This is a genomic window from Micrococcaceae bacterium Sec5.7, assembly GCA_039636785.1.
In the GTDB taxonomy this organism is placed as follows: Bacteria; Actinomycetota; Actinomycetes; order Actinomycetales; family Micrococcaceae; genus Arthrobacter.
The window spans coordinates 3,622,029-3,646,759 of the sequence record CP144169.1 but is presented as its reverse complement, the minus strand read 5'-3'; the positions used below and the strand labels follow the sequence as shown (position 1 = coordinate 3,646,759).

At 65.1% G+C, this 24,731-nt stretch carries 22 protein-coding genes and 1 tRNA gene; 12 read left to right on the top strand and 11 right to left on the bottom strand.

Features of this window, described 5'->3' with window-relative positions:
* The first annotated feature begins 76 nt into the window (after positions 1 to 76).
* Positions 77 to 1,405, top strand: a complete 1,329-nt coding sequence (locus V3C33_17480; GenBank protein XAS67217.1) for a GNAT family N-acetyltransferase — start codon at positions 77 to 79, stop codon at positions 1,403 to 1,405.
* Positions 1,406 to 1,469: 64 nt separating this feature from the next.
* Here V3C33_17480 and V3C33_17475 read toward each other — a convergent pair whose 3' ends face one another.
* Positions 1,470 to 2,324: a LysR substrate-binding domain-containing protein gene (locus tag V3C33_17475; GenBank protein ID XAS67216.1), complete on the bottom strand. Its 855-nt coding sequence runs from the start codon at positions 2,322 to 2,324 to the stop codon at positions 1,470 to 1,472.
* Between the two features lie 171 nt (positions 2,325 to 2,495).
* Here V3C33_17475 and V3C33_17470 point away from each other — a divergent pair, with 171 nt between their 5' ends.
* Positions 2,496 to 3,917 carry an MFS transporter gene (locus V3C33_17470; protein XAS67215.1) on the top strand — a complete coding sequence of 474 codons (1,422 nt, stop codon included), beginning with the start codon at positions 2,496 to 2,498 and terminating at the stop codon, positions 3,915 to 3,917.
* A gap of 67 nt (positions 3,918 to 3,984) precedes the next feature.
* On the opposite strand, the gene V3C33_17465 is transcribed toward V3C33_17470, so the two are convergent.
* The gene (locus tag V3C33_17465; protein ID XAS67214.1) at positions 3,985 to 4,869 is read right to left on the bottom strand and encodes an NAD(P)H-binding protein; all 885 of its coding nucleotides are present in this window, start codon (positions 4,867 to 4,869) and stop codon (positions 3,985 to 3,987) included.
* Entirely contained in the window at positions 4,866 to 5,318 is a 453-nt protein-coding gene (locus V3C33_17460; GenBank protein XAS67213.1) for a nuclear transport factor 2 family protein, read from the bottom strand. The genes V3C33_17465 and V3C33_17460 overlap by 4 nt, the downstream gene beginning before the upstream one ends.
* A 59-nt stretch (positions 5,319 to 5,377) precedes the next feature.
* Here V3C33_17460 and V3C33_17455 point away from each other — a divergent pair, with 59 nt between their 5' ends.
* The gene (locus tag V3C33_17455; GenBank protein XAS67212.1) at positions 5,378 to 6,058 is read left to right on the top strand and encodes a helix-turn-helix domain-containing protein; all 681 of its coding nucleotides are present in this window, start codon (positions 5,378 to 5,380) and stop codon (positions 6,056 to 6,058) included.
* Positions 6,059 to 6,062: 4 nt separating this feature from the next.
* Here the strand turns inward: V3C33_17455 and V3C33_17450 are convergent, their stop codons facing one another.
* The 3 genes from V3C33_17450 to V3C33_17440 form a co-directional block, all read right to left on the bottom strand.
* Positions 6,063 to 7,220 (bottom strand): N(5)-(carboxyethyl)ornithine synthase, encoded by a 1,158-nt coding sequence (locus V3C33_17450; GenBank protein XAS67211.1) that lies wholly within the window; start codon positions 7,218 to 7,220, stop codon positions 6,063 to 6,065.
* Entirely contained in the window at positions 7,217 to 7,372 is a 156-nt protein-coding gene (locus V3C33_17445) for a hypothetical protein (GenBank protein ID XAS67210.1), read from the bottom strand. The genes V3C33_17450 and V3C33_17445 overlap by 4 nt, the downstream gene beginning before the upstream one ends.
* Positions 7,373 to 7,519: 147 nt before the next feature.
* A tRNA-Gly gene (locus V3C33_17440) sits at positions 7,520 to 7,593 on the bottom strand.
* Positions 7,594 to 7,852: 259 nt separating this feature from the next.
* On the opposite strand from V3C33_17440, the gene V3C33_17435 reads away from it, so the two are divergent.
* Positions 7,853 to 8,299 carry an SRPBCC family protein gene (locus V3C33_17435; protein XAS67209.1) on the top strand — a complete coding sequence of 149 codons (447 nt, stop codon included), beginning with the start codon at positions 7,853 to 7,855 and terminating at the stop codon, positions 8,297 to 8,299.
* 126 nt (positions 8,300 to 8,425) lie between these two features.
* Here the strand turns inward: V3C33_17435 and V3C33_17430 are convergent, their stop codons facing one another.
* Positions 8,426 to 10,177: a CAP domain-containing protein gene (locus V3C33_17430; protein ID XAS67208.1), complete on the bottom strand. Its 1,752-nt coding sequence runs from the start codon at positions 10,175 to 10,177 to the stop codon at positions 8,426 to 8,428.
* Positions 10,178 to 10,290: 113 nt separating this feature from the next.
* On the opposite strand from V3C33_17430, the gene dcd reads away from it, so the two are divergent.
* Entirely contained in the window at positions 10,291 to 10,866 is a 576-nt protein-coding gene (gene dcd / locus V3C33_17425; protein ID XAS67207.1) for a dCTP deaminase, read from the top strand.
* 49 nt (positions 10,867 to 10,915) lie between these two features.
* On the opposite strand, the gene V3C33_17420 is transcribed toward dcd, so the two are convergent.
* The 3 genes from V3C33_17420 to V3C33_17410 form a co-directional block, all read right to left on the bottom strand.
* Complete coding sequence (locus V3C33_17420) at positions 10,916 to 12,103, bottom strand: cation:proton antiporter (protein XAS67206.1); 1,188 nt, start codon at positions 12,101 to 12,103, stop codon at positions 10,916 to 10,918.
* Positions 12,104 to 12,108: 5 nt separating this feature from the next.
* The gene (locus V3C33_17415) at positions 12,109 to 12,591 is read right to left on the bottom strand and encodes a TrkA C-terminal domain-containing protein (protein ID XAS67205.1); all 483 of its coding nucleotides are present in this window, start codon (positions 12,589 to 12,591) and stop codon (positions 12,109 to 12,111) included.
* A gap of 99 nt (positions 12,592 to 12,690) precedes the next feature.
* The gene (locus tag V3C33_17410; GenBank protein ID XAS67204.1) at positions 12,691 to 14,088 is read right to left on the bottom strand and encodes an MFS transporter; all 1,398 of its coding nucleotides are present in this window, start codon (positions 14,086 to 14,088) and stop codon (positions 12,691 to 12,693) included.
* Between the two features lie 193 nt (positions 14,089 to 14,281).
* Between V3C33_17410 and V3C33_17405 the strand changes: the two genes are divergently transcribed.
* The 7 genes from V3C33_17405 (at position 14,282) to V3C33_17375 (ending at position 23,474) form a co-directional block, all read left to right on the top strand.
* Positions 14,282 to 17,305: a Na+/H+ antiporter subunit A gene (locus tag V3C33_17405; GenBank protein ID XAS67203.1), complete on the top strand. Its 3,024-nt coding sequence runs from the start codon at positions 14,282 to 14,284 to the stop codon at positions 17,303 to 17,305.
* Positions 17,302 to 17,886, top strand: coding sequence for a Na(+)/H(+) antiporter subunit C (locus V3C33_17400; GenBank protein XAS67202.1), 585 nt, complete (start codon positions 17,302 to 17,304; stop codon positions 17,884 to 17,886). Before V3C33_17405 ends, V3C33_17400 begins: the two co-directional genes overlap by 4 nt.
* Entirely contained in the window at positions 17,883 to 19,502 is a 1,620-nt protein-coding gene (locus tag V3C33_17395) for a Na+/H+ antiporter subunit D (protein XAS67201.1), read from the top strand. The genes V3C33_17400 and V3C33_17395 overlap by 4 nt, the downstream gene beginning before the upstream one ends.
* Positions 19,499 to 20,044: a Na+/H+ antiporter subunit E gene (locus V3C33_17390; GenBank protein XAS67200.1), complete on the top strand. Its 546-nt coding sequence runs from the start codon at positions 19,499 to 19,501 to the stop codon at positions 20,042 to 20,044. The genes V3C33_17395 and V3C33_17390 overlap by 4 nt, the downstream gene beginning before the upstream one ends.
* Entirely contained in the window at positions 20,041 to 20,319 is a 279-nt protein-coding gene (locus tag V3C33_17385) for a monovalent cation/H+ antiporter complex subunit F (protein XAS67199.1), read from the top strand. Before V3C33_17390 ends, V3C33_17385 begins: the two co-directional genes overlap by 4 nt.
* Positions 20,309 to 20,719: a monovalent cation/H(+) antiporter subunit G gene (gene mnhG, locus V3C33_17380; protein XAS67198.1), complete on the top strand. Its 411-nt coding sequence runs from the start codon at positions 20,309 to 20,311 to the stop codon at positions 20,717 to 20,719. Before V3C33_17385 ends, mnhG begins: the two co-directional genes overlap by 11 nt.
* 253 nt (positions 20,720 to 20,972) lie before the next feature.
* On the top strand, positions 20,973 to 23,474 hold the full coding sequence (locus tag V3C33_17375) for an ATP-dependent Clp protease ATP-binding subunit (protein ID XAS67197.1): 2,502 nt from the start codon (positions 20,973 to 20,975) through the stop codon (positions 23,472 to 23,474).
* 328 nt (positions 23,475 to 23,802) lie between these two features.
* Here the strand turns inward: V3C33_17375 and V3C33_17370 are convergent, their stop codons facing one another.
* Positions 23,803 to 24,576: an alpha/beta hydrolase gene (locus tag V3C33_17370; GenBank protein ID XAS67196.1), complete on the bottom strand. Its 774-nt coding sequence runs from the start codon at positions 24,574 to 24,576 to the stop codon at positions 23,803 to 23,805.
* Positions 24,577 to 24,731 lie beyond the last annotated feature (155 nt).

Sequence of the window (24,731 nt, the reverse complement as noted above, 5' to 3'; positions counted from 1 at the left end):
CTGCCACCACGGCATCCCCGGCCGATCCTTACGAACTGCCGGTCCGCCGGAAGCTGAACACTTCGGTGGCCGGACGATGAAACCCTGGCGCGTGCGCGAATTCCACCCGGATGATCTCGACCAGCTGGTCAGCGTGTGGCAGGAATCCAGGAATGACTCAGTCCATGCCGTCTACGGTCTTTCGGACATCCTCACGGCCTGTTCCGATGAACATGCCATGGTGGCGGTGGTCGGCGACCGGATCATCGGCGCCGCTGCCGCACGAGTCGAGGCAGACCGCGCCTGGGTGCTGATGCTGGCCCAGGCCGCTGACTGGCGGGAGCAGGGAGTGGGCAGCGCACTGCTGGATGGATTGGAAAAGCGCCTGACGTCGCGTGGGGTATTCCGAATTTCGGCGCTGCTGCCCGCCTCGGAGACGCGAATCAAGGCCTTCTGCAACAGCAAATACAGTGTTGAGGAAGAGCTGCACTACTTCGAACGCAATATTCCGGTGCAGCGGCAGGAAATCGGGCCGCTCAGCGAACTCGGCGGCCGGCTCCTGCCGCGGGGCCTGTGGGATGCCATGGCGGGCATGCACCGGGAGAAGGAACTCATTGACCGCCGGCTGATCCTTCCGCTGGCCCGCACCGATCTGTCCGAAACCCTGGGGGTGGTGCCGCCCCGGGCCGTCGTTCTCTTCGGCCCGCCCGGCACGGGAAAGACCACCTTCGCCAAGGCAGTGGCCTCCCGACTTGACTGGCCTTTCGTCGAGGTTTTCCCCTCGAGGCTGGCATCTGATCCGCGAGGCCTCGCTGCCGCGCTGCGCCGGACGTTTCAGGATATCTCCCACCTCGATCATGCCGTCGTCTTTATCGATGAGGTGGAGGAAATCGCCTCCCACCGGAGGGGGGAACCGCCGTCGGCGCTGCAGGGCGTCACCAACGAGCTCCTCAAGATCATTCCCACCTTCCGGGAACAGCAAGGCCGGATCCTGATCTGTGCCACGAATTTCATCCGCTCCCTGGACAAGGCTTTTCTGCGGCACGGCCGGTTCGACTACGTGATACCCATTGGGCTCCCGGACGCGGCCGCACGCAGTGCCATCTGGGCCCGATACGTCCCCGGCAGCGTCGCGGGGCATGTGGATGTGGATATCCTGGCGCTGCAGAGCGAGCGTTTCTCCCCGGCGGACATCGAGTTTGCCGCCAGAAAAGCGTCGCAACAGGCCCTGGAGCATGCCGTCCATGAGTCTTCCGGTACAGGTACAGAGGGCGGCCGCACCGCAAACGACGCTGTGGAGAACGTCAGGGAGCCCCCGCTGACGACGGCAAGCTACCTGAATGCCATCGCCCAGACCCGTGCCACCGTCACAGAAGGCATGGTGGAGGACTTCCTTGAAGACATTGAACGCATTGCCAGAACCTGAGGCTCCGACCCATCTGTTCTGCTGATACTGAAGAAACGGGAACCCCTGGGCTGGCTCGGCGCGGCTAGGCCGATTTCTTCAGCGTACGGCCCACGATCGCCTGGGTCAGGGCGTCGATGACCTCGGCATTGGCCAGCGGGTTGCGGATCAGGGTGAAATCGACGTCGCCCACTGGCGGCAGGTCGAAGCGCCGCGTGATGATTCTCAGGTCCTCGGGAACCAGGGATGAAGGCATCACGGCCACGCCGATCCCCGCACGCACGGCGGCGAGTACACCGCTGATCTGCTTGGTGGTGCACGTGATGCGCCAGGTGCGGCCCACGGATTCGAGGGCATCGATGGCGAGCTTCCGGCTCAGGCTCGGCGACGGGTAGGCGATCAGCGGCACCGGGTCGCCGGGCTCCAGGGAGGTCTGCTCCAGCCCCACCCAGGAAAACGAATCGTGCTGCACCACTGTGCCGTCCTTGGCGCCGGCCACCCATTTCACAAACACCAGATCCAGCTGGCCGGCGTTCAGTCGCTTGTACAGCTGGTCGCTCTGGCCAACCGTCAGCTCGAGGTTGATCTGCGGGTAGATCTGCCGGAACTCCCGCAGGATGCGCGGCAGGCCGGTGATGGCGAGGTCGTCTGCCGTGCCGAAACGCAGCCGCCCGCGCATGGCAGAGCCGGAGAAATAGCGCGAGGCGGCATCGTGCGCAGCCAGGATGTTCCGCGCAAAACCGGCCATGGCGTCGCCGTTGTCTGTCAGCCGCACATCCCTGGTGTCCCGGGTGACCAGGACCCGCTTGGCCGCGGTTTCCAGTTTGCGGACGTGCTGGCTCACGGTGGGCTGGGCGAGGCCAAGCCGCTCTGCCGCCTTGGTGAAGCTCAGGGTTTCAGCCACTGCAAGGAACGAACGGAGCTGGGCGGGTTCAAACATGCGGTCTCCTTGACGGGTGCGCTTCTGCATTGGGGGAGGCGGAGCGCAGTTGTTTCGAAAGGGTATTGCGTTTCGCAATGCTAGTTATAGACACAATACGCTTCCATAATCATGACGTGCCAGCCTAGCGTGAAGGCATCCCCGCCCGCCCGCTCCCTTGAGGATTCCCCCGTGGCACCCCCTCCGCCGTCAACGGCAACCGTCAGCCAGCCCGCCATCGATTCCGCAACCTCGGCGGCCCACGTCGCCGAAGCCCACCCTCCGGCATCCCCGGTGTCCGCGCCGGGCAGCGTCACCCAGCCAATCGCCGTCGTGAGTGAACGGCTTCCCTGGAAGCACACCTTCATTTCCCTTAGGGTCCCCAACTTCCGGATCTTCGCGATCGGCCATTTCGTGGCCGTGATCGCCCTGTGGATGCAGCGGATCGCCCAGGACTGGCTGGTGCTGGAGCTGTCCGGTTCCGTCACTGCCGTCGGTATCACCGTCGCGCTGCAGTTCACGCCGTCGCTGCTGCTGGGGCCGTGGGGCGGAATGATGGCGGACCGGTTCGCCAAGCGCAAGATCCTGATGCTCTGCCAGTCAGTGGCCGCCGTCCTGGCCGCCACGCTGGCGGTGCTCGCGCTCAGCCAGCAGATCCAGGTCTGGCACGTGTACGCCATTGCGCTGGTGCTGGGTCTGGTCACGGTACTGGACCAGCCGGCGCGGCAGGTGTTCGTCAACGAGCTCGTGGGGCCCGAATACCTGCGCAATGCCATCAGCGTGAACTCCACAACGTTCCAGCTGGGCGGGCTTATTGGCCCGGCGCTCGCAGGCTTGCTGCTCACCGCAGTGGGATCCGGCTGGGCGTTCGCGGCCAACGCCATGGCCTGCTGCTCCACGGTGGGCATGCTGCTGCTTCTGCGCAAGGACCAGCTGTTCATCAGCGCCCCCGTCGCCAAACGCAAGGGCATGCTGAAAGAAGGGCTGCGGTACGCGCTGAGCAAGTCCACCATCAAGTGGCCGTGGCTGATGGCCGGGTTCATCGCCGTGTTCGGGATGAGCCTGCCGGTGCTGCTGGCCGCTTTCGCGGACCACGTTTACGACGTGGGTGCCGGAGGGTACGGCCTGCTGAACGCGTTGGTTGCTCTTGGTGCGCTGGCCGGGGCCATTGCCTCCACGAGGCGCCGCGAACTTCGGCTGCGCTCAGTGGTCCTGGGCGCCGGAATGTACGGGCTGATGCTGTGCCTGTCAGCGTTCGCGCCGTCCATGCTGTGGTTCGGGGCGGCCATGGTCCTGTCCGGATTCTGGTGCCTGATGTTCCTCACCGCGTCCAACCAGCTGGTCCAGGTCAGTTCCAACATGAGCATCCGCGGGCGGGTCATGAGCCTGTACATCATGGTGCTGATCGGCGGGCAGGCCATCGGCGGGCCCATGATCGGCTGGATTGCCGAACACGTGGACCCGCACGCTGCCCTCCTCGTCGCCGGCGGTGTACCGGCGCTGGCAGCCGCGACAGTCGCCGTCGTGCTTGCCCGCCGTGGGGAGCTGATGCTCAAGGTGGACCTCAAGAACAGGCGCCATCTGCTGCGGATCGTCATGCGTGCGCCTGCCTGACAGGCAACCAGCCAGCCAGCCGGGCAGCCAGACCGTCAGGCAGCCAGCCAGCCGGGCAGCCAGACCGTCAGGCAGCCTCGGACGGAGCGGGGCGAAGTGCTTCACGGACCGGTGTAAACGGGACGCCGGGCAGGCTCTCCCGGCCCGGAACGGCGTCGAACGACATGTCCGCAACGCCCATCTGGACTGCAGCCTGCAGGACCCGGCCCCAGGGTGAGCCAAAAAGCCGCGCGCCGACGGCGGCCGTGCGCAGAACGGGCAGCGGGACGTGAACCGTGCGGCCCGCGCCGTTCAGCTCCACAAGGATTGCCGCCAGCCGCGTGAGTGTCAGGTTGTCCGGTCCGCCCACGTCCAGGGCCTGCCCTTCCAGCCCGCCGTCCAATGCAAGCACGACGGCGGCTGACAGGTCCTGCGCGGAGACGAAGTTGATGGGCTTGTCACCCCGCCCGAACACGGCCGCGGTTCCGCTCTTCTGCAGAGACGCCCCCATGATGCCGGCGTACGACTCAAGGATGGTGGTGGGCCGGATGACCGTCCACTTCAGTCCGCTGGAGTGCAGCTGCTGTTCGGCCTCAAATTTCATCCGGGCCAGTTCGAGCCGATGATCCGGGCCGGCGCCGCGCATGGAAAAGAGGATAAACCGCCGGGCGCCGTTCCGCGCCGCAGCAGCCATCAGATTGAAGTTCCCGGCGCGGTCCACAGCGGCCGGCGAACTTCCTGAATCAGGGCCGAAGCCGCTGATCGCGGAAACAACGGCTGCGCAGCCCTGGACGGCACGGTCCGCGTCGGCCGGTCTTTCGACGTCGCCGATGACGGCGTCGATGCCCGCTTTCCGCAGGGCAGCTGCCCTCTGGTTGCTGCGAGTCAGGACGCGGAACGGCCGGCCGGCCCCCTGAAGTTTCGCCGATATTGCGGTACCCAGCGTTCCGGTGCCGCCGGCGAGCAGGATCATGGTGCGGCGCGCCCGTGCGTGACGCGGTGGGTCACACGGTCGATCGAATCGTTGATGTCGCCGCTTTGCCGTTCCACCGGCTCCAGATAGAAACGTGCGCTGGCGATGACGCCGCCGTCGACCTCGAAAATAAGCACCCCGGCCATGCTGTGGCTGGTCCCGTCGCGACGGGTTCCGTCCATGCTGGCCTCAATCCAGACACGGTGGCCGGAGACACTGTGGGAAAGCATTTTGATGGACAAATCCGGCACCCCCGCGAAGAGCTGCTCCCAGTTGCTGCGGACCTGCTCCCGGCCGGTGAACCCGCGCAGCGGATGCGCCGGAGTCTCGTTGACGTAACCCGGCGCAAAACAGTCAACCAGCGCGGGCAGATCGTGCTTGTTGGTGGCGGTCAGCAGGCGATTGATGGCGGACAAGGGGCCGGCGTTGATGTCGTCGGTGAGAGTCATGGCGGACCTCCCGGATATTTGGATACAATGAACTGTATCTAATAAGGAGTTTATGCCTCGTGAATGCAGCGGTCAATAGTTCGCAGGTGCCGGCGGAGGGCGGAAATGAAGGCGCCCGGGCGCGTCAATACAACGCCTCGGGCCGGCGGGAGCGGGCCGCCCGGAACCGGGAAGCTGTCCTCGACGCCGCCCGGCAGCTACTGCTCCGCGACGGATATGCCTCCACCACCATCGCCGCGGTGGCCAAAGCGGCGGGGGTGTCGTCCGAGACGGTCTACAAGAATTTCGGCGGCAAAGCAGGCCTGGTCCGGGGCGTCTATGAACGCGGGCTGCTGGGCACCGGGCAGGTACCGGCAGAGCTGCGCTCGGATGATGCGCAGTTGCACGAAAAAGACCCCCAGCGGCTGATGGAATCCTGGGGATTTCTCGTGGCTGAAATCCTGCCCCGGAGCGCACCCGCCTGGATCCTGATGCGCGACGCAGCTGCGGCGGGGGACGCCGACCTGGTGCTCCAGCTGGATCAGATACGGGATGAGAAGTACGGGCGCATGCTCGGTAACGCCCGGCGCCTGCTTGCCTCGGGCCATGCAAAGGAAGGCCTCACGGACCAGCAGGCGGCGGACACTATGTGGTTCTACACGTCGCCGGAGCTCTACGAGGTGCTGATGCTCCAGCGGGGCTGGGACGCCGACCGGCTGGCCGGTTTTGTCGCGGCCGGGTTAGCGGCCCAGCTGCTCTAGCGGCTCAGGAAAGCGGTGCGTGCGGGAACTCGACTTCCCGCTGCTGGAACTGCAGCACGTCCTTGTTTTGGACGACGCCTTCACGGATTTCAATGGCGCGCGCGATTGTCTCGTTTTCATCCCACGCCGTTGGGCCGCCGATGACGGTTTCGAGGAACGGCAGCAATGCCTGGCTGATCTCCCAGCTGGACGAGTTCCACAGGTAGGACGGGCTGTGGTCCACAGCGTAGTAGGTGATGTGATCGCCCACTGTGAACATGGGCTCCTCGAATGTGGTGGACCGCGCCCAGCTGAAGCCCATTCCTTCGTCGCAGGAGACATCCACGATCAGGCTTCCGGGGCTGAAGGCCGCCAGGTCCTCGGTCCGCAGGTACGTCAGCGGATTGTTGGGATCCTGAAGGGTGCAGTTGACCACGATGTCGCTCTCGGCGAGGAACGGGGCCAACGGGACCCGGCCACGCTCTGTGATGACCTGGCTGAGGAACGGTGCCTCGTCGTCGTGGTCAAACTGGACGATGTTGACCGAATGGATGGGGGCCCCCACCGCCGCGACGCCGCGGTTGGTGAGCACCTGGACATCATGGATACCATGGGCGTTCAGCGCCGTGACCGCACCTCGTGCCGTTGCCCCGAAGCCGATCACAACGGCGCTCAGCCTGCGGCCGTAGTCTCCCGTGGAGCCCGTCAGCGCCAGGGCGTGGAGCACGGAGCAGTACCCGGCGAGCTCGTTGTTCTTGTGGAAAACGTGGAGCCCGAAGCCGCCGTCGCTGGCCCAGTGGTTCATGGCCTCGAAGGCGATCAGCGTGAGCTTTTTGTCGATGGCCAGCTGCGTGATGGCGCGGTCCTGGACACAGTGCGGCCAGCCCCACAGGATCTGACCGTCGCGCAGCTCGGCAAGGTCTTCCGGCTGCGGCTTGGGCAGGAGTACGACGTCGGCCTCCGCCACAAGCTCTTCACGCATGGCCATCCGGCCCACGAGTGTGGACAGGTGGGCGTCGGAAACGCCGAACCGTTCGCCGTAGCCCTGCTCCAGGATGATGCGCTGCCGCAGTTCCGGCTCGATCCGCTCGAAGTGGAGAGGGTGGATGGGAAGGCGGCGTTCGTCCGGCTTGCGGGTGGACGCCAGCACTCCCAGGGTGAGGTGGTTCTGCTGGTGACTCACTTCTTTTTGGCGGCTGCCGGCTTGTTTGCCTTGCCCGTCGAAGTGTCCAGGGAGCTGGCGGGCGCTGAGGCGGCCTTCTTGTCAGCGCGCTTTTCCTTGATGGATTTACCGGCTTTTTTGGATGCTGCTTGGCGGGGGGATTTGTCAGCCATGATCGCTCCTGTAGCGGAACCGAAGGGGTTCCTGACTTCTGACGATACACGCCGTCGCCTAACTCTCCACAGGTTTCTTCAGGCCCGGCGGGATAGCGGCCGATGCCCTTCATACGGTCCGGCGGCGGCGCTGGACCTGTTGGGTAATGGAGCGGCTGACGGGAATCGGACCCGCGTATCAAGCTTGGGAAGCTAGCGCTCTACCATTGAGCTACAGCCGCATTATGCCCCCTATTGCTACGGGGCAGATCCCAGCTTAGCGCAGTTGCGCCGCCGGTTCCGTCACTGACGTGCGGCGTGGGCCGCCCGTGCCGCGATGAGCGTTGCGCCCCCAGATTTCGGTCAATTCGCATAACTCTTCGGTAAAGGCGGCCCGGGCATCTATGCCCGGGGAACTCCGCTGACTAGTCTGAACCAGTTAGCTGCGGTATCAGGGGAACGGGCTACAGCAGATCGCCCACCATTGAAAGAGGATTCCCCATGCCATTCGCGGAGCACGAGGTTCTCATCGGCCGGGATGCCATGACGGTTTACACCTATCTGCTGGACGGGCTGAATCTGCCGCAGTGGAGGGACGGAATCCGCAGCATCACGCTGCGCTCCGGCGCTAAAGGGTCCAAGGGCGCCGTGTACCAGCAGACGCTCTCAGGCCCGGGCGGCCGTCCTATCGCGGGCGACTTTGAAATCACCGGGGCCAGGCCCGGCGCCGAGATCCAGTTTCAGGTCATCGCCGGCCCGGCGCGGCCCCGTGGCGGATATTACCTCAGCACCGAGGGTCAAAGCACCCGTGTCCGCTTTGCACTCGAGTATCAGCCGAAGGGCCTGATGTCGCTGATGAACAGCATGATCCAGCAGACCATGAAGGCAGAAGTGATGCAGCTGGAACGGCTCAAGGAAGTGTTGGAAGGGAACCCGACGGCGGATTGAGACACCCGGCATGGCGAACCACCCGGTGGTGCCTGGCGAGTCCCTGGTTCTGCGCCGCTCGGCGCTGGCCCGGCCCTGCTGGCCCGGCCCTGCCGGCCCGGCCCTGCCGGCCCTGCCGGGCGAGCGCTATTGGGCCAGCCTTTGGCCGGACCAGCTGCCGGTGATGTTTGACGGCGACGCCAGCTTTCCGGTGGTGAGGTCCCAGTACTGCACGGTGTCCGTGGCCCGGCTTAACGCCACGCCCGTGGAGTTCAGGCCGGTGGCATGCCGCAGCGGGCGGATGGCCCTGACGTCCTGCCAGCCCGTGGCCACCGTTGCCCGTGCTTCAACGCGCGGTGCCGGCACGCCAGCACCGCGGTAGAGAAGAACGTTGCCGTCGCTGCGGCGGGCCAGCAGATCCTGGAAGCCATCGGCGTCGTAATCCACCATGGCGAGCCGAGTGGCGGAGACGCCCGAAGCGATCAGCGTCCGCTGGGTCAGATCGCCCTTGCCAAGATTGGGGTAGAGCCAGAGGCTGTTGGCCGGATCGAGGGCAAGCAGCTGGGGCATCCGATTGGTGGAACACCAGCCGCCCACCGCGAGCGTCATCGATGCCCATCCGGATTGACCGAGCGTGACCGGAGCCTGGAAGCCCCCGCCGAGAATCCCGGAATGCAGCGTCAGCCGCCCGTCAGTCCACTGTGTGAGCACATCAAAGACGCCGTCGCGCTCCCAGTCAGCGACGAAGAGTTCCTTGGCGGACCCGAACCCGGAACCGATGACCCGCGACGCACCGAAGGCCCGGCTGCCCAGCGACGGACGGTTCAGGAGCTGGCCGGAAGCGTTCACGGAGAGGAGGTCGGCGGCGCTGTTGATGGCTGCCGCGCCCAGATCCAGTGTGGGCGGCATATGCTTGCTGGCCGGATCGCACACGGTGGCCGGCTGCGCCGGGAGCCCGGTGCTGCCGCCAGGCGCATTGGTGGTCCCTGCGGGCAACGTGGTGTAGCCGAAGAAGTTGACCACGCCCCACATGGTGTACCGGCCGGGCGTGGTCTGCCAGTTGCCGTCCGTGAACGTAATGCCGATGCCGATCACGTTAAGACGCGGGTCCTTGAGGATGGCGTTGTGGGCGGGCGAGCCCTTCCACCATTCCACGAGCTGCGCAGCGTCGCGGTCCCAGCGGACAGCAATCACTTCACCGGCGCCGTTGTCGGGGCTGAGAGCCCGCGGATCAGTCCAGAAATCGGCGCGGTGCTGGATCACTTCGCGGGAGGCGATGCTGTTGGACCACTCCTGCGCCATGCCCGCAACGGTGGAGTGGTACTTCACCGCTGCCAGGCCAAGCGTGGCCCGGTAGCTGTTGATGGCGTTGAATACGGCGTTGATCTGGGTGGTGTTGTTGTCCGGAACCAAGGCTTCCGGCGTCAGGGCGCCCTGCTCCAATGAACCCGGCGCTGCCTCAGCCGGCGCTGACTTCCCTCCGGGGCCCGCGAGCTCTGCGTCCGACGCCGAGAGCGGCGGGATTGAAGCGGGCTGCGGCGGAGTGGCGGCTGCGGGGGCCGGTTTCGCCGGTGCGGGAAGAGCTGCTTTCGGAGCCAGGACCGGGGCCGTCAGGGCCCTGTCGGCTGAATCTGGAGCGGCAGCGCGGATATCCGGATCCACAGCAGGCGCGAGCATCGCGCCAGGTGCCGCTGTGGCGGCAGTTCCGCCGCCGCCGTCGTCCGCTGCCGACGCCGGGCCCAGGGTGACGCCGGGAATCTTCGACGTGGTGGACAGCTGTGCTGCCGCCGAGGGGACCGCGCCGGTGGTGGAGAGCGCCGGCAACTGGCCCGCTGCGGGAGAAGCCAGGGCGAGGGCACAGAACATGGCCACAACGGCCGGAGCGGTAAATTTCTTCAAACGAACCCCAGATCCGTTGGAGCCGCCTCCGGTAACGGGAGTACCGCTCTTTCACAGCAGCAACATTAGCCCCACGCAGCCCACGCAGCAATGCATGCGGTATTTTTGATGATGTGCTGATCTCTGACCGCGATATTCGTGCCGAAATAGACTCCCAACGGATTGTTCTTGAACCGTACGACCCCGCGATGGTCCAGCCGTCCTCGGTGGACGTCCGGATCGACCGCTTTTTCAGGCTGTTCGACAACCACAAGTACGCCCACATCGACCCCGCAGAGGAACAGCCCGAGCTGACGCGCCTGGTGGAGGTGGAATCCGGCGAGCCCTTTATCCTGCACCCGGGCGAGTTCGTTCTGGGTTCCACGTACGAGACCGTCACCTTGCCGGATGACGTCGCCGCCCGGCTCGAGGGCAAGTCCTCGCTGGGCCGGCTGGGCCTGCTGACGCACTCCACGGCCGGCTTCATTGATCCCGGATTCTCGGGACACGTCACGCTGGAACTTTCCAACATGGCTACGCTGCCCATTAAGCTCTGGCCCGGCATGAAGATCGGCCAGCTGTGCTTCTTCAGGCTGACCTCGGCCGCCGAACACCCCTACGGTTCCGGCAAATACGGCAACCGCTACCAGGGCCAGCGCGGACCCACCGCCAGCCGCAGCCACCTGAATTTCCACCGCACAGAGGTTTAGCGCTTCCTGCCCGGCGCCCGCCGGGACCCCACGCCTGGCTGTGCGGGGCTCAGGCGCGGACCGGCTCGGGCTGCGCCGGCCGGCGGCGGAGCAACTTCACCAGCGGCTCCACATACCGGGCGGCCAGCGGGCCGATGATCGCCATGATCAGGACGTAGGCCGTGGCCAGCGCGGCGAGCTCGTCGGGAACCACACCGGATGCCACTGCCAGCCCCGCGATGACGATCGAGAATTCGCCGCGGGCAATCAGCGCCGCACCGGCACGGAAGCGGCCGGGCACGGCGATACCTGCCCGCTTGGCGGCCCAGATTCCCGTCACCATCTTTGTGGCGGCCGTGACTACCGCCAGGATGAGTGCCCAGCCCAGTACCGGCGGAATTGAGGCGGGGTCTGTATTGAGTCCGAATGCCACAAAGAAGAGCGCGGCGAAGAGATCCCGCAGGGGTTCGAGAATCCGGGAGGCGTTGTGGGCGGTGGCCCCTGAGATCGCGATGCCGAGCATAAATGCGCCTACCGCTGCCGATATCTGGAGTGCGGAAGCCAGACCGGCTACGAGCAGTGCGGCGCCCAGCAGGTTGAGCAGGAAGACTTCGGAATTCTCGCTGTGCACCACCTTGGACACGCGGTGGCCGTGCCGCAGGGCCACCACCAGCACAAGTGTGACCACCGCCAGCGAAATCCCCACGGTCTGCAGGCCGCCCAGAAAGCTGACACCGGCAAGCGTGGCGGTCAGGATGGGCAGGTAGACGGCCATGGCCAGGTCCTCGAACACCAGGATGGACAGCACAACGGGAGTTTCACGGTTACCGATCCGGCGCAGGTCTGTGATGACCTTGGCAGCAATTCCGGACGAGGATATATAGGTGACACCGCCCATCACCATGGCGCCCACCAGACCCCAGCCGAGCAGCGCTGCCAGGCCGGCGCCGGGCAGGAAATTCAGCACGAAGTCCAGCACGCCTGCCTGCCAGGAGCGCCGCAGCCCGGTGACAAGCTCCGCGGCCGTATATTCCAATCCGAGCATAAGTAGCAGGAGGATGACGCCGATCTCACCGGAAAGATGTGCGAAGTCCTTCATGCCATCGAGCTTGACCACGCCGCCCGCGCCAAAGGACAGTCCGCCCACCAGATACAGCGGGATGGGGGACATTCCGATCCGCCCGGCAAGCCTGGCCAGGAGGCCAAGGCAGAACACGACGGCCCCCAGTTCAATGAGGGCCAGCGCCAGCGGATCCATCGCCGTCAGCCGTTGCGTAGAATATCGGCCGCGGAATCCAGGCCTTCTTGCGTTCCGACTGCGACGAGTAAATCGCTCGTGTGAAGCACGACGTCGGGCCCAGGGGACGGGAGCACCTCGCCTTCCCGCATGATCGCCACAATGGACACGCCGCTGCGGGTGCGGATGCATGCCTTGCCCATGGGCTGGTTCTGGAACGGGGAGTCCGGGGCGATGGAAAACTGGCGGGTAACGATTCCCGGGACTTCTCTGTGGGCCTCTGTGAGCTTCATGGCAAGGTGCTGCCCGCCCAGGAGATTGCCAAGGGTGGCGGCTTCTTCCCCGGTCAACGGGATGGAGGCCTGGCAGGTATCGGGATCGTCCCAGGTGGAAACGATCAGTTCGGTCTGGCCTTCACGCAGCTCAACCACGCCGATCCGGCGCCCGGAGGCTGTCATGAAGTCCTTGCGTCTGCCGAAGCCAGGGAGGTCCGTCTCTTCCACGTTCATGGCACCAGCCTAGCCCGCCAACGGGCTCTTGGTGCCCCGATTTCGCCGATTTCGGGGCCTCAGCTGTCCGTTCGCGCTCAGGTTTGGGGGAGCGGGTTCCTAGGTCTCGGGGACCACTGCGATTTGGGTCTTGCCCGGCGGCTTGACGGGCAGGAGCACTAGCAGCCCGGCCAGCAGCACCACCATGATGCCCAGGATGCCCCAGCGCTGGGCTTCCCCGGCTGCCACCAACGGGGTGGCCACGGCAATGCACAGCGTGAACAGGGCCGGTGCCAGGAAGCTGACGGCGCGGCCCGTGGTTGCGTACAACCCGAAGAGCTCGCCGGATTCGCCGTGCGGGGCCAGCCGGGCGAGGTAGGCACGCGAGGAGGACTGGGCCGGGCCCACAAAGAGGCACAGGAAGAGTCCGAAGACCCAGAATGTGGTGCTGCCCGCCCAGTCTGTGCCGAACAAGACGTAGTCATCGTTGCCCAGGATCAGGATGGCCGTTCCGGCAATCAGCAGACCGATCAGCGAACCGATGATCACAGACTTGGGCCCGGTCCGGTCGTCCAGGAAGCCGCCGATGACGGCACCCACAGCTGCCACCACGTTGCCGAAGATGGCGAAGAAAATGACTTCCTTGAGTTCGAAGCCGAACGTGCCGGCCGCGATGATCCCGCCGAAGGTGAATACGGCAGCCAGCCCGTCGCGGAAGATCGCGCTGGCCAGGAGGAAGAAGATGGTGTGGGGGCTGGTTTCGTAGATGGCCCTGATCCGGCGCAGCAGGAGTCCGTAGGAGCCCCCCAGCCGGGCCCCCAGCGTCGGCCTGGGCAGTTCCGGGACAAAGAACAGCACCGGCAGCGCAAAGATGAGGAACCACAGGGCTGAGAACACCGCCACGAGCCGGATATTGAGGCTGTTCTCGGTGGACGCCCCGAACCAGTCGAAGCTGGGCTGGACGAAGAGCTGCAGCACGATGAGCAGCGCCACAATGCCACCCAGGTAGCCCATGCCCCAGCCGAAGCCGCTGACTTTGCCGATGTTCTTCGGCGTGGAGATCTGCGCCAGCATGGCGTTGTAGTTGACGCCGGCCAACTCAAAAAAGACGTTGCCCAGGGCGATCAGGGAGACACCAAGCAGCAGGAATTCCGGCCGCGGAAACACGAAGAAGCACAGGGCGGTCAGAACCGCGACGGCGGCCGTGTTGACTCCCAGCCGCAGTTTCCGCCGTCCGCCGGTGTCGGAGCGCTGGCCGGTGAGGGGTGCCAGCAGTGCAATGGCCACGCCGGCAATGGCCAGCGCTCCGCCCAGAACTGCGGAGGCCTGGTCCTCGCCGCCGAACGCGTTGGACGTCAGGTACACCGTGAAAACGAAGGTGGTCATGACGGCGTTGAACGCTGCGGATCCCCAGTCCCAGGCCGCCCAGGCGAGCACACGCCCCTTGCTGGTGACCTGGCTCCCAGATTCGAGTTCCGACGGGGTCTGCATGGCCTCAGGAGCCGTGGCGGGGTTCATATGCTGAATGCTATCCGCCCGTGGCGAACACTGATGGGAAACTCTCCCGGACCGCCGGGAAACTTCCCGTGACGCCCGGCAGGTGCGGGAAAACTGTCCGGGGGCCCTTGCTAAACTGTCCGCACCGAATCCAACCAGTGACCGCCAGCTCCAACTTTTTGACAATCGAAATCCTGACGTTGCGGAGACCCCAGTGATAACAGTCCTTGCCGTGCACTTTGCGGTGGCCGCTGTTGCACCGGTTCTGTTCAGGAAATTCGGCCGGAATTCGTTCTACGCACTCGCTGCGGTGCCGGCCGCGTCGTTTGTCTGGCTTCTTCTGCAGCATGGTGCGGTGTACTCGGACGCCGGATCCACGGCGGAAGTCTTCCCCTGGATCCCGGCCCTCAAACTCGAATTCGCCTTCCGCCTGGATGCCCTTGCCTGGGTGATGTCGCTCCTGGTGCTCGGCGTGGGCGCCCTGGTCCTGGTGTATTGCGCCCGCTACTTCAAGGACAAGGACGGCGATCTGGGCGGATTCGGTGCCCAGCTGCTGGCTTTCGCCGGCGCCATGTTCGGCCTTGTCACGGCCGATGACCTGCTCCTGATGTTCATCTTCTGGGAACTCACCTCGGTCCTGTCCTACCTGCTGATCGGCTATGCCCGTGCCCGGCTGTCGGCCAGACGGTCCGCTCTGCAGGCCCTGATGGTCACCACTGCAGGCGGCCTGGCCATGCTGGTTGGCCTCATCATGCTCGGCTTCAGCGCCGGCACGTACCGTATTTCCGCGATCCTCGAACAGGCGCCCGCCCTCGCCACGGGTCCCGCAGCGGGACCCGTGGCAGCCGCCGTCGTACTGATCCTGATCGGTGCCGTCACCAAATCCGCACTGGTCCCGTTCCATTTCTGGCTCCCGGGAGCCATGGCCGCGCCCACTCCCGTCAGCGCCTATCTGCACGCCGCGGCGATGGTCAAAGCCGGCATATACATCGTGGCACGGCTGGCTCCAGGCTTCACGGAAACCGCGTACTGGCTGCCCATGGTGCTGGGGCTTGGCCTAGCTACCATGCTGGTGGGCGGCTACCGGGCGCTGCGGCAGACCGACATCAAGCTCATCCTCGCCTACGGCACCGTCAGCCAGCTCGGATTCCTCACCATGGTGGTGGGGCTTGGCACACCCGACGCCGCCCTCGCCGGGCTGGCCATGCTCCTGGCGCACGGCCTGTTCAAAGCCACCCTGTTCCTGGTGGTGGGCATCATCGACCACCAGTCCGGAACGCGCGATATCCGCAAACTCTCCGGTGTCTTCAGGTCCTCGCGCGCGCTCGGCGTCGTAGCGGGAATCGGCGCCGCCTCCATGGCCGGCGTGCCGCTGCTGGCAGGATTTGTGGCCAAGGAATCGGTCCTTGAGGCGTTCGTCCACTTCGCCAGCGGCACCACCGGCGAGCAGAACCAGCCGTGGGGCCTGGTGGTATTGGCGGGAGTGGTGCTGGGGTCCGTTCTGACCTTCGCGTACAGTGCCCGCTTCATGTGGGGCGCCTTTTCCGTCAAGCCCGGCGTGGACGCCACCCCGTTCAAGCCGATCAAACCCTCCTTCCTTGCGGCCCCGGCCATCCTCAGCGCCCTCAGCATCGTCTACGGCGTGTGGCCGGCCCCCATGGACGGCTGGATCCAGCCGTACGCCGCGCTGTTTGTGCACGGGACGCCCGACGCCGGAACAGCAGCCGAGCAGACGGGTCACCTTGCGCTGTGGCACGGCCTTACGCCCGCGCTGGGGCTGACCGCGGTCACTTTCGCGCTGGGCCTGGCGATGTTCTACGGACGCAACCTGGTGGCACGCGCGCAGAACCTGGTTCCGGCATGGATCGACGGCGACCGCGCCTATCAGCGGACCATCGGCGCCTTGGACGACACCGCCGTCTGGGTCACCGGCCGCACCCAGCGCGGTTCGCTCTACTTCTACCTGGCCGTCATTCTCACTGTCGCCTTCGTCCTCCCGCTGACGGCGCTGATCCTGGCCAACAAACCACTTCCCGGCGGGCTGTACTTCATTGATCCGAATTCACCCCTGCAGCTCGTGGCTGCAGCGGGAATCGTGATCGGCGCGCTCGCCGCCGTCCGGGCCAACAAACGGTTCCTGGCAGTGCTGATGGTGTCCGTGACAGGTTATGGGATTGCCCTGATGTTCGCGCTTCAGGGCGCCCCGGACCTCGCCCTGACCCAGATGCTCGTGGAAACCATCATCCTGGTGGCCTTTGTCCTGGCGATGCGGAGCCTGCCGGCTGAACTGAGGGACCGCACCGGTGGCAAGTACCGGGTCATCCGGGTGATCATCGGAGTGGCGTTCGGCGTCACCATGATTTTTGTTGCCATCTATTCCATGGGGGCGCGGGTGGCCATGCCGGTGTCCCTCGAGTTCCCCAGGCTTGCCTACGAAGGCGGCGGCGGGCTGAACATCGTCAACGTCACGCTCGTGGACATCCGGGTGTGGGACACTTTCGGCGAGATCTCCGTGCTGGCGCTGGCGGCCACCGGCGTGGCCAGCCTGATCTTCGTCCGCAGCCGCGGCGACGGCATCCGTTCGTCCTCCACGGTGCCGGAGGGAACAGTGGGCCGGCGGACCGGTGTCGACAGTAATTCGCGCGACGCCGCCGCGCTGGCCCTGAGCCGGACATTCGCGGCATCCACACGCGATGCCTGGCTGGTTGCGGGGCGGACCATGGCACCCGAGCGGCGCTCCATCATCTTTGAAGTGGTCACGCGGCTGATCTTCCACTCCATGATCATCTTCTCCATCTACCTGCTGCTGGCCGGCCATAACCTGCCGGGCGGCGGCTTCGCCGGCGGGCTGACTGCCGGCCTTGCATTGACCATCCGTTATCTGGCTGGCGGGCGCTTCGAACTCCGGGAAGCCACGCCCATCAGTGCCGGGACGTTGCTGGGAACAGGGCTGGCAACGGCCGCGGCATCCGGCGTGGTGCCGCTGCTGCTGGGCGGGCAGGTGTTCCAAAGCGCCATCATCGAACTGTGGCTGCCGGTGTTCGGGGATATCAAGTTCGTGACCTCCACCCTCTTCGACATCGGCGTGTACATCGTGGTGATCGGCCTGGTTCTCGATGTGTTGCGCAGCCTCGGCGCCGAGATCGATGAACATTTTGAAGAGCACGCGGCGGAGCCCAGCGAGGACCGGGAAGCTGGTGGCGTTCCGGCCGAGACCACCGCAAGGGGCAAAGCATGAGCGTCAACCTGACCCTGCTGACAGTGATGGGCGCACTGTACGCCTGCGGCATCTACCTCATCCTTGAGCGCAGCCTCACCCGGGTGCTGCTGGGGCTGATGCTGCTGGCGAACGCCACCAACCTGCTGATCCTGGCCACCGGCGGCTACGCTGGGCTTGCGCCGATCTTCCATAGCGACACCGCACCCCGGGACTACAATGACCCTTTGCCGCAGGCACTGATCCTGACGTCGATTGTCATCTCCTTTGCCGTGACGGCCTTTATGCTCGGCATGATCTACCGCACGTGGGTACTGGCCCGCCAGGACGAGATCCAGGACGACATCGAGGACCGCCGTGTGGCAGAGACCCCCAGTTTCGATGCGGAGGACGACGCCGAGATCCCCACGGAGACGTCCGAGTTCCCGCTCACCATGCTCGGCGGGGACGGCAGCGGGATATCGGACTCGTCCTCCCGAACCGTGGACGCCTCGGCGACGGTCACCGCAGGCGCCGGCGAAATCAGCGCCGAGGCCGCGGCCTCGGAAGAAAAGCCGGGCTCCCAAAACGTCACACCAGGCCCGGAAGGTGGCGTGAAGTGAACATCGCAAGCCTTGCCCCGCTCGCCGTCGTACTTCCCATCCTGGGCGCTGCCCTCACTTTTGTGCTGATCCGGCATTCCCGGGCACAGCGGACAGTGAGCATCGCGCTGCTTTCGCTCACGCTGCTGCTGGAATGCCTGCTGCTCGCCTCGGTCTGGGAAGGCGGCACGGCCGCGGTGAACATCGGCGGCTGGCTGCCGCCGTGGGGGATCGTGCTGGTGGTGGACCAGTTCTCCTCGCTGATGCTGGTGGTCTCCTCGGCGATCAGTCTCGCCGTGCTCATCTACGCCACCGGCCAGGGCATGGCCGACGGCGATCGTGACGCCCCGGTCTCAATCTTCCACCCCACCTACCTGATCCTGGTGGCAGGGGTGTCAAACGCGTTCCTTTCGGGTGATCTCTTTAATCTCTATGTGGGGTTCGAGATCCTGCTGACGGCCAGCTACGTGCTGATGACCCTTGGCGGGACGGGTCCGAGGATCCGCGCCGGCGTCACCTATGCGGTGGTCTCAGTGGTGTCCTCCGTGCTGTTCCTTATTTCCATCGCCATGATCTACGGGGCAACGGGTACCGTCAACATGGCGGACCTGGCCATCAAGCTCGCCGACCTGGACCAGGGCACCAAGACGCTCCTGCACGTGATGCTGCTCGTGGCATTCGGCATCAAGGCGGCGGTGTTCCCGCTGTCCTTCTGGCTCCCTGACTCCTATCCCACCGCTCCTGCACCGGTGACGGCTGTGTTTGCCGGTCTGTTGACCAAGGTGGGCGTCTACGCGATGGTGCGGACCGAGACGCTCCTTTTCCCGGGGGATACCCTGAACACCCCGCTGATGGTGGCGGCGTTGCTCACCATGGTGGTGGGGATTCTTGGCGCCCTGGCCCAAAGCGACATCAAGCGTCTCCTGTCCTTCACACTGGTCAGCCATATCGGCTACATGGTGTTCGGGCTGGCAATGTCCTCAGTGGCGGGCCTGGGCGCGGCCGTGTTCTACGTGGCCCACCACATCACCATCCAGACGAGCCTCTTCCTGGTCACGGGCCTCATCGAGCGCCGGGGCGGGAGCTCATCCTTGGACAGGCTGGCGGGCCTGGCCAAGCTCTCCCCGCTGCTGGCGCTGCTGTTCTTCATCCCCGCCATGAACCTGGCCGGCATCCCTCCGTTGTCCGGGTTCCTTGGCAAGCTGGGCCTGATCCAGGCCGGCATCGAACTGGGCACACCACTGGCCTATGCACTGGTGGTCGGCGGGGTGCTCACCAGCCTGCTGACACTCCTGGCCGTCGCCCGTGTCTGGAACCGTGCCTTCTGGCGCAAAACCGAGGACGCCGAGCACCCGGATCCCGTTCTGCTTGCCGCACCGGAGGATTCAGACACCGGTGCACGGGCCGGCAAGAGCAACGTCACCCTGCTGCCGCGGACCATGGTGGGTTCCACCTTGGGCCTGGTGGCGGTGGGTGTGGCGCTGACAGTTTTCGCGGGACCGCTCTTCAAGGTGTCGGAGCAGGCCGCCCTGGACATGCTTGACCGGACCTCCTACATCCAGGCGGTGCTCGGCGGCGACGCGCCGGTGCCGGCGGTCATCCCCTCGGCGGTTGTCCCGTCCGGCGGTGGCAAATGAGCCGGAAGCACCCATCCCTGAAGCAGGAAGTCCCGCTCCTGATCTGGCTGATCATTGTCTGGGGTGCACTGTGGCAGGACTTCAGCCCGGGCAATCTTCTGTTCGGCAGTTTGATCGCAGTGCTGGTGGCGAGGCTGTTTTACCTGCCACCGGTGGGGCTGAGCGGCCGCTTCAATTTCCTGCACGCCGTCCCGTTCGCGCTGGTTTTCCTGGGTAAGGTGGCAGCCGCGAGCTTCCAGGTGATGTGCCTGGCGGTGGCCCACGGGCCCAGGGTGACAAACGCCGTCGTCGCCGTTCCGTTGCGGAGCCATTCAGACCTGATGGTGACGGCTACCGGGCACGTGATCTCGCTGATCCCGGGTTCGCTGGTGGTGGAAGTCGACCGGTCCACGTCCACCCTCTACCTCCACGGGTTGAATGTCGGCACCGCGGAGGACGCGGTGAAACTCCGCAGGGAGGTCCGGGACATCGAGGCCGGGCTCATCCGGATCATGGGCACCAAAGACGAACTTTCGGCACTGAAACAGGAGGCCGCGGCATGATGCAGATTGTCCTCACCGTCACCGCAGTGGTCCTGTCCCTGGCTGCCGCCGGGGCTATCATCCGGATCGCGCAGGGTCCGTCGCTGCTGGACCGCGTGCTGGCCTCGGACGTGCTGCTGGCTATCCTCGGGGCGGCGCTGTGCATCGATATGGCTGTGAACCGGCACCTGAACAATCTGATGCTGCTCGTGGCCCTGTCCATCATCGGGTTTGTCGGCTCAGTGACCGTTGCGCGGTTCGTCGCGGACCGGCGGGAGCAGCCCAATGAGTCCTGATTCTTCAGCCGTGGATACCGTGATCGATGCAGTCTCGGCCGTCTTCATGATCGTTGGCGCCGTGATGTCACTGGCCGCGGCAATCGGGCTGCTGCGCTTCCCGGACCTCATGAGCCGGATGCACGCGGCCACCAAACCCCAGGTGCTGGGGTTGTTCCTGCTGCTGTCCGCGATCGGGCTGCAGATGCGGACCTGGTGGGTGTGGCCGGTGCTGCTGGTGGCCTGGATCTTCCAGCTGCTCACCGTGCCGGTATCCGCTCACATGGTCGGCAGGGCGGGCTACCGCACCAAACACCTGCACCGGGAACTGCTCAGCACGGACGAGCTTGAGGCCGTGGTCCAGAAGGCGGCCGCCGACCGGGCGTCCAGCCAGCAGCCACCGGACAGCTGTGACCGTTAGCCAGGAACGGCGGTTAAATCGCAGCCTGGGTTGGCTGTTTCTGCGGTTCTTTCTGAGGAACCTTCCACGGAACACCGATCACCGACTGCCCTCTTCTGTTGTCTTTCTAGGCGAACTAGCATCTAAGGGTTATGGGCGGAAAACTGGGCAAGCGAAAGTGAGAGCGTCCAGATATCTTGCCTCTGGTGAACACCCCACTTAAGGCTGGCATCCACGTAGCATCAAAGTACGTGTTAGCCAGGAGCGTGGCGGAATGTTTGAGCGATTTACTGACAGTGCCCGGCGCGTTGTCGTGCTGGCCCAGGAAGAGGCCCGCACGCTCAACCACAATTACATCGGCACCGAACACATCCTCTTGGGTCTGATCCATGAGGGTGACGGCGTTGCCGCCAAGGCGCTTGAATCCCTGGGCATCTCACTGGACGGTGTCCGCGAGCAGGTGCAGGAGATCATCGGCCCGGGCCAGCAGTCCCAGCCCGGTCACATCCCCTTCACCCCGCGCGCCAAGAAGGTGCTGGAACTGGCACTGCGTGAGGCCCTTCAGCTCGGACACAACTACATCGGTACGGAGCACATCCTGCTCGGCCTGATCAGTGAAGGCGAAGGCATTGCCGCGCAGGTGCTGGTCAGGCTCGGGGCAGACCCTGACAGGGTCCGCCAGCAGGTCATCCAGCTGTTCCCCGGTAACCAGGGCAACCAGGGCAGGGAACCTGTGACCGGCGGCAGCAGCCACCCCGAGGGAATCCCGGCCGGCTCCGTGGTGCTGGATCAGTTTGGCCGCAACCTGACCCAGGCTGCGCGGGAGAACAAGCTCGATCCGGTGATCGGCCGTGAGCTTGAGATGGAACGTGTGATGCAGGTCCTCTCCCGCCGTACCAAGAACAACCCGGTGCTGATCGGTGAGCCCGGCGTCGGCAAGTCCGCCGTCGTCGAAGGTCTTGCCCAGGCCATTGTCCGCGGCGACGTCCCGGAAAACCTCAAAGACAAGCAGCTATACACCCTGGACCTTGGCTCCGTGGTTGCCGGCTCCCGCTACCGCGGCGACTTCGAAGAGCGCCTGAAGAAGGTCCTCAAGGAAATCCGCACCCGCGGCGACATCATCCTCTTCATCGACGAGATCCACACCCTTGTCGGCGCCGGCGCCGCCGAGGGGGCGATCGATGCGGCCTCGATCCTGAAGCCGATGCTGGCCCGTGGCGAGCTGCAGACCATCGGCGCGACCACGCTGGATGACTACCGCAAGCATGTTGAGAAGGACGCCGCGCTGGAACGCCGCTTCCAGCCGATCCAGGTCCAGGAACCCTCGGTGGCCCAGACCATTGAAATCCTCAAAGGTCTGCGCGGCCGCTACGAGGCGCACCACCGCGTCACCATCACCGACGGTGCGCTGGTCTCCGCGGCGCACCTCTCGGAGCGCTACGTCTCCGACCGTTTCCTGCCGGACAAGGCAATCGACCTCATCGATGAGGCCGGCGCACGGCTGCGCATCCGCCGGATGTCGGCTCCGCCCGAACTGAAGGCCCTTGATGGGCAGATTGCCAAGGCGAAGAGGGCGAAGGAGTCCGCGATCGACGCTCAGGACTATGAGGGCGCCGCTTCGCTGCGCGACAAGGAACAGAAGCTCATCACCGAGCGCAGAGAGAAGGAACGCCGTTGGAAGACCGGCCGCATGGACGGCATCTCCGAAGTTGATGAGGAGCTGATTGCCGAGGTACTGGCGAATTCCACCGGCATCCCCGTCTTCAAGCTGACCGAGGAAGAATCCGGCCGCCTCCTGAAGATGGAAGACGAACTGCACCAGCGCGTGGTGGGCCAGCACGAGGCCATCAAGTCGGTTTCGCAGGCCATCCGCCGCACCCGTGCCGGACTCAAAGACCCGAAGCGTCCCGGCGGTTCGTTCATCTTCGCCGGTCCCACCGGTGTGGGTAAGACGGAGCTGGCCAAGGCCCTTGCCGAGTTCTTGTTCGGCGAAGAAGATGCCCTGATCACGCTGGACATGTCCGAGTACTCGGAGAAGCACACCGTGTCCCGGCTGTTCGGTGCCCCTCCCGGGTACGTCGGTTACGACGAGGGTGGCCAGCTGACCGAAAAGGTCCGCCGCCGTCCGTTCTCCGTGATTCTCTTCGACGAAGTGGAGAAGGCCCACACAGACCTCTTCAACTCACTCCTGCAGATTCTGGAGGACGGGCGTCTGACGGACAGCCATGGCCGGGTGGTCGATTTCAAGAACACCGTGATCATCATGACCACCAACCTGGGAACCAGAGACATCTCGAAGAGCGTCGCGACCGGTTTCCAGTCAGGCACCGACACCCGGACCGGCTACAACCGGATGCGGGCCCGCGTGACGGAAGAGCTCAAGCAGCACTTCCGCCCCGAGTTCCTGAACCGTGTTGACGATGTCATTGTCTTTCCGCAGCTGACCCAGGACGAAATCATCGAGATCGTGGATCTGATGGTCGCCCGCCTGGAGAAGCGCCTGGCGGACAAGGACATGGGCATCGAGCTCACCCCCGCGGCCAGGGTGCTGCTCGCCACCCGCGGCTACGATCCCGCCATGGGGGCCCGGCCGCTGCGCCGCACCATCCAGCGCGAAATCGAGGACCAGCTCTCCGAGAAGATCCTCTTCGGCGAAATCAAGCCCGGGCAGATAATTGTGGTCGACGTTCATGGCGAGGGCGACAACGCGAAGTTCACCTTCTCGGGCAACGCCAAGCCGCGGATCCCGGACGCATTGCCTGCCGGAAGCCAGTAGTCCGGCAGCAGACAAGCGCCGTGCGGGCACTTGAACCGCCATCAGTCCCTCCTGGGCCGTGAACTCTGACGGCAGAGATCGTTCCCGACATGTTGTCGGCGTATCTCATGGAGGGGCGTTTCACTCTTACGATGAACTGAGGGCCGCCGCCACAGGCGGCACTGCGTCAACGTGCCGAGGGACAATGCCACGCAGGTGGCCAGGGACATGGGGAGGTAACGCACCATCCTGTACCGGTGCATGGCCGAAAAATAGGTTCACCTATCGATCGCTCGTGGCATAGCGCCGTCTCACGCGCGGCCAGCGGTTGGGAACCCGCCAAGCGGACCTACGGTAGTTCTGCGAGCCAGTCGAAGGCGAAGTCAGCCACTTCTTCCCAGCCGGGCTGGTTGCAGATGAAGTGAGAACGGTTCGCGAACTTCTTGAACTCGACTGGATTTCCAGCCTTCCCGTAGGCCCTCACGTTTTTCTCGATCAAGGGCAGCGGCGTCAAGTGGTCGTAGGCGGCCGAGATCAGCAGAAGCGGCGCGTGCGGCACTGCGAAGTCGATGGAGGCCTCGTTGGTCAGGGTGCTCCGCGGCACGTTCCGGCTTTCCGGAACGACGTAACGCTCGAAGGCCTCGTCGCTGGCCTCGATGCTCATGGTGTTGCAGAAGGTGTAGTGGAATCGCTTCGGTGTCATGATCACCGGCTTGTTTCCGGCGAACGGGTTGATGTGGGGGAAGTTCGCTCTGAGGAAATGCAGGTTCGCGGCGACGATGCCCCTGGGCGGTGCCGGGGAGACAGCTACGCCGGCGGCCGCGTAGCCGTCGTTGACGAGCTTTTGCACGACGAGGCCCCCAACTGAGTGGCCGATGATGACCGGATGCTCGGGAAGCACATCGATGAGGGCCTTGAAATGGTCGACGACCTCTCCGAACCTCAGCGCCCCGAGTGCCGCGTTGGGATTCGCACGCAGCGAGGCCGGCACGCCGTCATGATACGGCCATGATGGGGCTTGGCCGACGTATCCACGATCGGCGCCGCGACGCAACCACCCTTCCCAGCTCAAGCCGTTCATGTACATGCCGTGGATGAAGATGATGGTTTTAGAAGCGGTCACGTCGATCTCCTAACCGAGAGCCCGGGTGGGTATGGGCCACGTCGACACGACCGAGCCCATCGGGTCGCGCCTATCCCGGCGCTTGCAAGGTGGACCGTTCCGGGTGCCTTCCGCTTTCATGGGCCGCCAGGTTCCGCCTGTGGCCAGGACCTTGG

Coding starts and splice junctions, on each gene's coding strand:
- V3C33_17385 (XAS67199.1), top strand. CDS start 20,041: ATGATGCAGATTGTCCTCACCGTCACCGCAGTGGTCCTGTCCCTGGCT.
- V3C33_17460 (XAS67213.1), bottom strand. CDS start 5,318: ATGACTCTCACCGACGACATCAACGCCGGCCCCTTGTCCGCCATCAAT.
- V3C33_17465 (XAS67214.1), bottom strand. CDS start 4,869: ATGATCCTGCTCGCCGGCGGCACCGGAACGCTGGGTACCGCAATATCG.
- V3C33_17415 (XAS67205.1), bottom strand. CDS start 12,591: ATGAACGTGGAAGAGACGGACCTCCCTGGCTTCGGCAGACGCAAGGAC.
- V3C33_17410 (XAS67204.1), bottom strand. CDS start 14,088: ATGAACCCCGCCACGGCTCCTGAGGCCATGCAGACCCCGTCGGAACTC.
- V3C33_17445 (XAS67210.1), bottom strand. CDS start 7,372: ATGGCTGACAAATCCCCCCGCCAAGCAGCATCCAAAAAAGCCGGTAAA.
- mnhG (XAS67198.1), top strand. CDS start 20,309: ATGAGTCCTGATTCTTCAGCCGTGGATACCGTGATCGATGCAGTCTCG.
- V3C33_17475 (XAS67216.1), bottom strand. CDS start 2,324: ATGTTTGAACCCGCCCAGCTCCGTTCGTTCCTTGCAGTGGCTGAAACC.
- V3C33_17420 (XAS67206.1), bottom strand. CDS start 12,103: ATGGATCCGCTGGCGCTGGCCCTCATTGAACTGGGGGCCGTCGTGTTC.
- V3C33_17375 (XAS67197.1), top strand. CDS start 20,973: ATGTTTGAGCGATTTACTGACAGTGCCCGGCGCGTTGTCGTGCTGGCC.
- V3C33_17400 (XAS67202.1), top strand. CDS start 17,302: ATGAGCGTCAACCTGACCCTGCTGACAGTGATGGGCGCACTGTACGCC.
- V3C33_17480 (XAS67217.1), top strand. CDS start 77: ATGAAACCCTGGCGCGTGCGCGAATTCCACCCGGATGATCTCGACCAG.
- V3C33_17435 (XAS67209.1), top strand. CDS start 7,853: ATGCCATTCGCGGAGCACGAGGTTCTCATCGGCCGGGATGCCATGACG.
- V3C33_17390 (XAS67200.1), top strand. CDS start 19,499: ATGAGCCGGAAGCACCCATCCCTGAAGCAGGAAGTCCCGCTCCTGATC.